Annotated in this window: 7 protein-coding genes; 4 read left to right on the top strand and 3 right to left on the bottom strand. The window is 67.4% G+C overall.

The features are described 5' to 3' along the window. From P8Y64_12630 to mutS, 3 genes are all read right to left on the bottom strand, one after another. The coding region (locus P8Y64_12630) for a DNA helicase (protein MEJ2061311.1) at positions 1-2,030 on the bottom strand (2,030 nt) is incomplete at its 3' end. 4 nt (positions 2,031-2,034) lie between these two features. Beyond that, the gene (locus P8Y64_12625) at positions 2,035-2,358 is read right to left on the bottom strand and encodes a ferredoxin family protein (GenBank protein ID MEJ2061310.1); all 324 of its coding nucleotides are present in this window, start codon (positions 2,356-2,358) and stop codon (positions 2,035-2,037) included. Positions 2,359-2,560: 202 nt separating this feature from the next. Then, on the bottom strand, positions 2,561-5,074 hold the full coding sequence (gene mutS / locus P8Y64_12620; GenBank protein MEJ2061309.1) for a DNA mismatch repair protein MutS: 2,514 nt from the start codon (positions 5,072-5,074) through the stop codon (positions 2,561-2,563). Between the two features lie 92 nt (positions 5,075-5,166). Here mutS and P8Y64_12615 point away from each other — a divergent pair, with 92 nt between their 5' ends. The 4 genes from P8Y64_12615 to P8Y64_12600 form a co-directional block, all read left to right on the top strand. After that, the gene (locus P8Y64_12615) at positions 5,167-5,625 is read left to right on the top strand and encodes a GIY-YIG nuclease family protein (protein MEJ2061308.1); all 459 of its coding nucleotides are present in this window, start codon (positions 5,167-5,169) and stop codon (positions 5,623-5,625) included. 8 nt (positions 5,626-5,633) lie between these two features. Beyond that, positions 5,634-5,933: a hypothetical protein gene (locus P8Y64_12610; GenBank protein MEJ2061307.1), complete on the top strand. Its 300-nt coding sequence runs from the start codon at positions 5,634-5,636 to the stop codon at positions 5,931-5,933. Positions 5,934-6,063: 130 nt separating this feature from the next. Continuing rightward, positions 6,064-6,498 (top strand): host attachment protein, encoded by a 435-nt coding sequence (locus P8Y64_12605; GenBank protein ID MEJ2061306.1) that lies wholly within the window; start codon positions 6,064-6,066, stop codon positions 6,496-6,498. A gap of 15 nt (positions 6,499-6,513) precedes the next feature. Next, positions 6,514-7,775 (top strand): AAA family ATPase (locus tag P8Y64_12600; protein MEJ2061305.1); only part of this gene is annotated, 1,262 nt, incomplete at its 3' end.

Raw genomic sequence — 7,775 nt, 5'->3', positions numbered from 1 at the left:
GGCGGCAGCGGGGCGGGCTGCGGTGCTCCCACTCGGGTCCGCGGGTCCCGGCTCAGGCGGGGCAGGTGCGGATCGGCGAGGCCCTGGCCATAGGCGAGGATATGAAAGGCCTCGATGGCCTCCACCCAGGGGCTGGGCAGAATGGGTTCGTCCACGTCCTCGGCCTGCCAGGTCAACAGGACGCGGGGCGCGGATTCCAGCAGGCTGCGGAAACCCAGCTGGCGGCGACGCAGGTGGTCTTCCCAGCCGGGCAGGCCCAGTTCACGCCGTACCCGGTTGTTGAAAAACACCTCGGCCGGTTCGCGGCCCGGGAGGTGCTCGCGGTCCAGACCGGCGAGGACCAGGGCATCGAAACGCAGCAGGCGGGCCTGGGGCAGGCTCAGCAGCATCACCGGTCCCGGTTGGGTGGCGGGACGAAAATGGGCACCTTCCAGGGCACGGCCCAGCCAGGTCCTGAAACCGGCCCAGTCGAGCCGGACGTCACGGTCCCCCGCGGCCTGCGTCATGGATGTCAGCGTTTCCAGAATGCGTTGACCGGCCGGGTCCTCGCTCAGGCCGCGGGCCAGTCCCAGCCGCTCCAAGCTCAGTTGCAGGGCTTCAAGATAGTTGTGAGCCACTGCCTGCCCGGGCCGGGCGTGCAGGGCGACGAGCGGCGCAGCCGCACGCTGCAGGCGGTTGAGTAACGCCTCGGCGGCCTGGGTACCGCGGTGTCCCCAGTCCGGCAGTCTTCCGGCCCGGCGCCGCAATGCGGCCTGGTAGCGTGTCAGACCGCGGCCGACGTTCTCGTGACGGATCACGTCGTTTTCCAGGCGATACACGGTTTTCAGCGCCTGATCACGGGCGGTGGCGGGAAATACGAAGGGGGACTTCAGCACGTCCATCAGTGGCTGCCAGGAGAAGTCCTGCTCGATGCATTCCAGCCAGCGTTCCAGCGTGGCCGCGGCCGAGGTGGTCGACAGCAGCCAGCCCGCGCTGTCGCTCAGCACCAGTCCCGCACGCTCCAGCAGGGCGCGGACGCGGCGCGCCAGACGGCGATCGTCGGTGACGATGCCGATGTGCTGCTTGCCTTCGTTGAGCCACAGCCGGGTCTGCACGTCGATGGCGCGGGCATGCTGTTCGGCATCGGGGGCGGCGTAGGTGGCCAGCCGGTCGGTCAGGGGGCTGACCGCTACACGTTCGGCGAAGCGGCGGGCGCGTTCGGCCAGATGAGGCGCGGTCTCGCCGGTGTCGAACACCTGTTCCACCAAATCGCCGGCGGAGTCCGTTGGCGCCGGGGCGGTCGGTTCCATTTCGAGCGCCGCAAGCACAGGTGCCAGGCTGTCCGTGTCTCCCTGTAGCAGGATTTCCGCCCGGCCTTCATGGCGCAGTCGGTTGATGCAGGTCGCTTCGGGCGGGGTGAGCGCCTCCGGCGCCACCAGGTATAGGGTGCCGGATGTGTGCCTAGCGGCCCGTTCCAGGGCTTCCCGATACAGCGCCTGCGGGTCGGCCAGTCCCTCGGCCGCGAGCTGTTCGCGCCAGGCCTGCCACAGGGTATGCACCATGCGGGCCTCGCGCGACAGCGGGGCCAGGGCCTCGCCGCCATAGGCCTGCTGCAATCGGGTCTCGAAATCCGCCAGCGTCTCGTCCGGGCCGGTGTCCTGGCGACTCATGAGCGTGAACAGGTTCAGCAGGGCATCGGCCACCTGCCAGGGGTTGGCGCGTCCGAACAGCCGCTGGTGCGGCACTAGCGCCTCGACCAGCATCAGGCCGGTGACCTGGGGAGAGGGGGTTGCCTGACTCGGGGCGAAGCGGGAGACGGTCCACAGGGGCAGGGTGCTGATCTGCGGACCGAGCAGCGCGGGATGGCCGCGTTGCCCGGCGCAATCGATCAGGGTGGTCTGAAAGTGAGTCTGCGCCTCCAGCGAGGGCAGCAGGACATCGACCCGGCTGAGGTCCGGCAGGTCCTGCTCGTGGCGCGCTAGCAGACGGTCGGCGAGGACGCGGGCCGCGTCCTCGCCGTAGGGGATCCATGTGATCCCGGCTGGGGACAACCGTTCAGCGTTCCAGATACTGCAGTTTGTCGGGCTTGCCGTCCCACTCCTCGGCGTCCGGCGGCGCATCCTTCTTCTGGGTGATCACCGGCCAGTCGCGGGACAGTTCGGCATTCAGTTCGAGGTAGTTCTCCATGCCCTCGGGGATGTCGTCCTCCGGGAAGATGGCCTCGGCCGGGCATTCCGGCTCGCACAGGGTGCAGTCGATGCATTCATCCGGGTCGATGACCAGAAAGTTGGGGCCTTCGTGGAAACAGTCTACCGGGCAGACTTCCACGCAGTCGGTGTACTTGCACTTGATGCAGTTATCGGTAACGACAAAGGTCATGTTGCGCTCCGGAATGAAGAAAAGGCGTATAGCTGAAGCGTAGTAGCTGGTTATTCTAGCCGCATCGCGGCGCTTGAAAAACACTGCCCCTGACCAGGGACATGATCTGGGCTTGCTGATAGCCCATTTTCCAGGAAGTTGTCGGCATGATGCGGATTATCGCAGCTGTTAGAACGGGGCATGCCGGAAAGTTCAGCAGCGGCTATTCCGCCTGGGTCTGATCGCGCAGCTGGTACAGCACGGCGAGCGCCTCGCGCGGGGTAAGGGCGTCCGGGTCGAGCTGCTCCAGGGCCTCCAGCACGGGGTGGGGGTCCGCCGGGGCCAGCGGCAGGCCCAGCTGCGAGCCCGATTCGCGCACGCTCTGGTTCTCCAGCTCCAGCAGGCGTTCCCGGGCGCGGGCGATGACCGATTTGGGCACCCCCGCCAGGGCTGCCACCTGCAGGCCGTAGCTCTGGCTGGCGGGGCCCTCCTTCACGCTGTGCAGGAACACGATGGAGTCGCCGTGCTCGACGGCGTCGATGTGCACGTTGGCGATGCCGCTTTGCTGTTCGGGCAGCACCGTCAGCTCGAAGTAATGGGTGGCGAACAGGGTGTAGGCACGGTTCACCCGGGCCAGGTGTTCGGCGCAGGCCCAGGCCAGCGACAGGCCGTCGAAGGTGCTGGTGCCGCGCCCGATCTCGTCCATCAGCACTAGGCTCTGCTCGCTGGCGTTGTTGAGAATGTTCGCCGCCTCGGTCATTTCCACCATGAAGGTCGAGCGGCCGCTGGCCAGGTCGTCGGCGGCGCCGATGCGGGTGAAGATGCGGTCCAGCGGGCCGATGACCGCCCGGCGGGCGGGTACGAAGCTGCCGATATGGGCCATCAGCGCGATCAGGGCGGCCTGGCGCATATAGGTGGATTTGCCGCCCATGTTGGGGCCGGTGATGACCAGCATGCGCCGTTCGGGGTCGAGCCGCAGGTCGTTGGGGACGAAGGGATCGTCCAGCACCTGCTCCACCACGGGATGGCGGCCGGCCTCGATGGCGATGCCGGGGGCATCACTCAGCTCGGGGCGCACGTAGTCCAGCACCTCGGCGCGTTCCGCCAGGGCGGTCAGCACGTCCAGGTCGGCCAGTGCGGCGGCGCTGCGCTGCAGGGCGCCGAGAGGCGGGTGCAGGGCGTCCAGCAGTGCGTCATACAGCGCCTTTTCGCGCGCCAGGGCGCGTTCGCGGGCGGACAGGACCTTGTCCTCGAAGGACTTGAGTTCGGGGGTGATGAAGCGTTCAGCGCCTTTCAGGGTCTGGCGCCTGGTGTAGTCGTCCGGGGCCTTGTCGGCCTGGCCGCGGCTGATCTCGATGTAGTAGCCGTGCACGCGGTTGTAGGCCACCTTGAGGGTGGCGATGCCGGTGCGCTCCCGCTCGCGCGTCTCCAGGTCGATCAGGAACTGGTCGGCGTTTTCCGACAGCGCACGCAGCTCGTCGAGCTCCTCATCGTAGCCGGGAGCGATCACCCCGCCGTCGCGAATCAGCTGGGGCGGGTTTTCGATCACCGCGCGGCTGAGCAGGTCGTGAACCTCGGGATGTTCGCCGATCTCGCCGCCCAGCTCTGCGAGCAGCGGGCTGTCCAGCGCGGCCAGGTCGTTTTGCAGGGCCGGCAGCCGGGCCAGCGAGTCGGCCAGGGTGGTCAGGTCGCGTGGGCGGGCGGACTTGAGCGCCACCCGGGCCAGGATGCGCTCCACATCGCCGATGCCGTGCAGCTGCTCGCGCAGTGCGGCGGGGTCGACTTCGCGCAGGGTTTCGACGGCCGCCAGCCGGTCGCGCAGCCGGTCGCGGTCGCGCAGCGGTGTGGCGATCCAGCGCCGCAGGCAGCGTCCGCCCATGGCGGTGACCGTACTGTCCAGCACGGACAGCAGGGTGTGGTCCTCGCCGCCGGCGAGGTTCTGGGTGAGTTCCAGGTTGCGCCGGGTGGCGGCATCCAGCAGTACGTTGTCGTCGCGACGTTCCACGCCCAGGCTGTTGAGATGGGGCAGGGCGTTCTTCTGGGTGTCGATCACGTATTGCAGCAGGGCGCCCGCGGCCCCGACCGCCAGCGGCAGGCCCTCGCAGCCGAAGCCGTTCAGGTCCTTGACCCCGAACTGGCGGGTCAGTAGGTGGTGGGCGCTTTCCGGGTCGAAATGCCAGGGCGGGCGCCGGGTCAGGCCGGGGCGTTCGAAGGGCAGCTGCAGGTTCTCGTCCAGCAGCAGCTCGGCCGGCTGCAGGCGTTCCAGTTCGGCCTCCAGGGCCTCGACCCCGTCGAGCTCCTGGACACGGAATCGCCCGGAACTCAGCTCCAGCCAGGCCAGTCCATAACGGGTATCCAGGCCGCTCAGGGCGGCGAGCAGGTTCTCGCGCCGTTCGTCGAGCAGGGCCTCCTCGGTCACGGTGCCGGGGGTGACGATGCGCGTCACCTGGCGTTCCACCGGCCCCTTGGACTGGGCGGGATCGCCGATCTGCTCGCAGATCGCCACCGACTCGCCGGCTCGCACCAGCTTGGCCAGGTACTGCTCGACGGCGTGGATCGGCACCCCCGCCATCGGGATGGGGCTGCCGGCCGACTGGCCGCGCTGGGTCAGGGTGATGCCGAGCAGCTTGGCGGCCCGGCGTGCGTCGTCGAAGAAGAGCTCGTAGAAATCCCCCATGCGGTAAAACAGCAGGATGTCGGGATAGTCCGCCTTGATGCGCAGATACTGCTGCATCATGGGAGTGTGCTGGGATTGGGCGGCGGCGCTCGTGCTCATCCGCGAAGTTTAACAGTTGCCTCGTTCCGGCTGGACCGGTTTACCATCCCGGCATGGACGAAGACTGGCTGGAGCGGATACCCGCGCTGCCCGGCACCTACGTGCTGGTGCTGGAGAGCGCGATGCAGGGCGACCTGACGGTCGGGCGCTTCGGCACGTTGCCGATGACCGCCGGCTATTACCTGTACGTGGGCAGCGCCTTCGGGCCGGGCGGCCTGCGGGCGCGGCTTGGGCACCACGCCTGCCCGCCGGCCCGCCCGCACTGGCATGTCGATTACCTGCGGCGGGCCACGCGGCTGGCCGAGGTCTGGTTCAGCACCGCACCCGAGCGTCTGGAGGCGGCATGGGCCGAGTGTCTCGGCCAACTGCCGGCGGCGGAGGTTCCCCTGCCGGGGTTCGGGGCGCGTGACCGGCGCGGCGCCACGCACCTGTTCAGGTTTTCCCGCCGTCCCGGACAGCTGGAGACGGTGCTGCGGATCGGGGAAGCGCCTTTGCAACATACAGCCTGCTAGAGTTGGGTATGACGGATCTGAAGACCTTTCGGGACAGTCTGGCCGGGCCGCAGCCGCCGGCGGATTGCCCGGTCCCGCTCCAGGCGCTATGGCACGCGGCGCAGGGGGCGTGGGATCGCGCCCATGAACTGGTGCAACGCGAAAGCGGACCGCAGGCGGCCTGGGTGCATGCCTATCTGCATCGGGTGGAAGGAGACCTCGGTAACGCGCGCTATTGGTATCACCGGGCCGGTCGAAGCCCCGCCACGGGCGACCTGGAAGCCGAGTGGACGGAGATCGTCGAGATCTTGTTGAATCGGCCGGATTGAAGCATCCGGCGGTGGACTGACGCGCGTCAAAGTCCGTCGTGGCCGATTAGGCTTAAATTATCAATAGGGGCTGGATAATCCTGGCGGGAACGTTCGGCCCCGTAAAACACAAAATAAAAGGAGGTAACCCATGAATACTTGGATTCTGGTGGCCGATGCCAGCCGTGCACGGGTCTTTCGCGCGGAATCGCCGACCGGCGGACTGATCGAGATCGAGGACTTCACGCACCCCGAAGCGCGCAGTCACGATCAGGAACTGACCAGCGACCTGCCGGGACGCGCCTTCGACAGCATGGGCGCCAATCGCCATGCTATGGAACAGCAGACCGAGCCCAAGAAGGAGGAGGCACTGGTGTTCGCGCGCGAGTTGGGCGCCCGCCTGGAGGCGGCATGCGAGAGCGGTGACTACGACAAGCTGTACGTGATCGCAGCGCCGGCCTTTCTCGGGATGCTGCGGGATGCTCTGGGGAAGGGCACGCGCGGGGTGGTCGCCCAGGAGCTCGACAAGGACCTGACCTGGCAGACTGCCGAGGAAGTGCGTGGTCACCTGCCCAGCCATCTATAGGACCTGACCGGACTCATGGAGATACCCGCACCGCTGACACCCGACGCCCTTTATCATCGCTGCGATCCGGCCGACCTGAAGTTCGATACCACAGCCGCGCTTCAGGGGCTGGAAGAAACCTTCGGCCAGGCGCGCGCCCTGAACGCCATTCATTTCGGCGTCGGGGTGCGCCACGAGGGTTATAACCTCTATGTGCTCGGCTCCATGGGGCTGGGCAAGCACACCATCGTGCGCCGCGAGCTCGAAAGGCGCGCCGCCCAGGGGCCGGTGCCCCACGACTGGGTGTACGTCAACGATTTCGACGATCCGCACCGTCCGCGCGCTCTGGCCCTGCCTGCCGGGATGGGGCGTGCGCTGCGTCATGACATGGACGAACTGGTCGACGATCTCACCCACGCCATCCCCGCCGCCTTCGAGAGCGACGAGTACCGCACCCGGCTGCAGGAGATCAACGACGATCTGCGAAGCCGTCAGGACGATGCCTTCAGCAAGCTGAGCGAAACGGCCCGCGGCAAGGGCATCACCATCCTGCGTACGCCGGCCGGCTATACCATCGCGCCGATCCGCAACGACGAGATCATCGGCCCGGAGGAATTCGAAAAGCTGCCCAAGGACGAGCAGACGCGTATCGAACAGGATGTCAACGAACTGCAGGACGGCCTCAAGGAGACCATCCGCCAGTTCCCGCGCTGGCAGCGCGAGACGCGCAGCCAGATCAAGGCGCTGGACCGCGAGGTCTCGGAGAGCGCGGTGGCCGCCTCGTTCGCGGATCTGGTGGGGCGTTACGCCGATCACCCCGAGGTGCTCGACTATCTGCATGCCGTCAAGGAGGACGTGCTCGACAACATCGACGAGTTCCGGCACGCACAGGAAGCGCCGGAGTCCAGCGAGCGGCAGCAGCAGGTGGATTTCACCCGCTACAAGGTCAACGTCCTGGTGGACAACGACGACGCCAGCGGCGCGCCCGTGGTCTACGAGGACAATCCCACCTACATGAACCTGATCGGGCGGGTCGAGCACCTGGCCCATTTCGGCGCCCTGCTGACCAACTTCACCCTCATCAAGCCCGGTGCGCTGCATCGCGCCAACGGCGGCTACCTGATCATCGACGCGCACCGCGTGCTCGGCAACGCCTTCGCCTGGGAGGCGCTCAAGCGTGCCCTGCGTTCGCGCGAGATCCGCATCGAATCGCTCGAACGCATGCTCAGCCTGGTGAGCACCATCACCCTGGAGCCGGAGCCGATTCCGCTCGACCTCAAGGTGGTGATCGCTGGCGA

This window comes from Gammaproteobacteria bacterium (assembly GCA_037388465.1).
Classification (GTDB): Bacteria; Pseudomonadota; Gammaproteobacteria; order SpSt-1174; family SpSt-1174; genus JARRKE01.
Note: the sequence above shows the minus strand (reverse complement) of the source record. Positions and strands in the feature narration are given on the sequence as shown.

Bases quoted from the DNA above. Each gene is read 5' to 3' on its own strand.
- P8Y64_12610 (MEJ2061307.1), top strand. From the start codon at position 5,634: ATGACGGATCTGAAGACCTTTCGGGACAGTCTGGCCGGGCCGCAGCCG.
- P8Y64_12615 (MEJ2061308.1), top strand. From the start codon at position 5,167: ATGGACGAAGACTGGCTGGAGCGGATACCCGCGCTGCCCGGCACCTAC.
- P8Y64_12605 (MEJ2061306.1), top strand. From the start codon at position 6,064: ATGAATACTTGGATTCTGGTGGCCGATGCCAGCCGTGCACGGGTCTTT.
- mutS (MEJ2061309.1), bottom strand. From the start codon at position 5,074: ATGATGCAGCAGTATCTGCGCATCAAGGCGGACTATCCCGACATCCTG.
- P8Y64_12625 (MEJ2061310.1), bottom strand. From the start codon at position 2,358: ATGACCTTTGTCGTTACCGATAACTGCATCAAGTGCAAGTACACCGAC.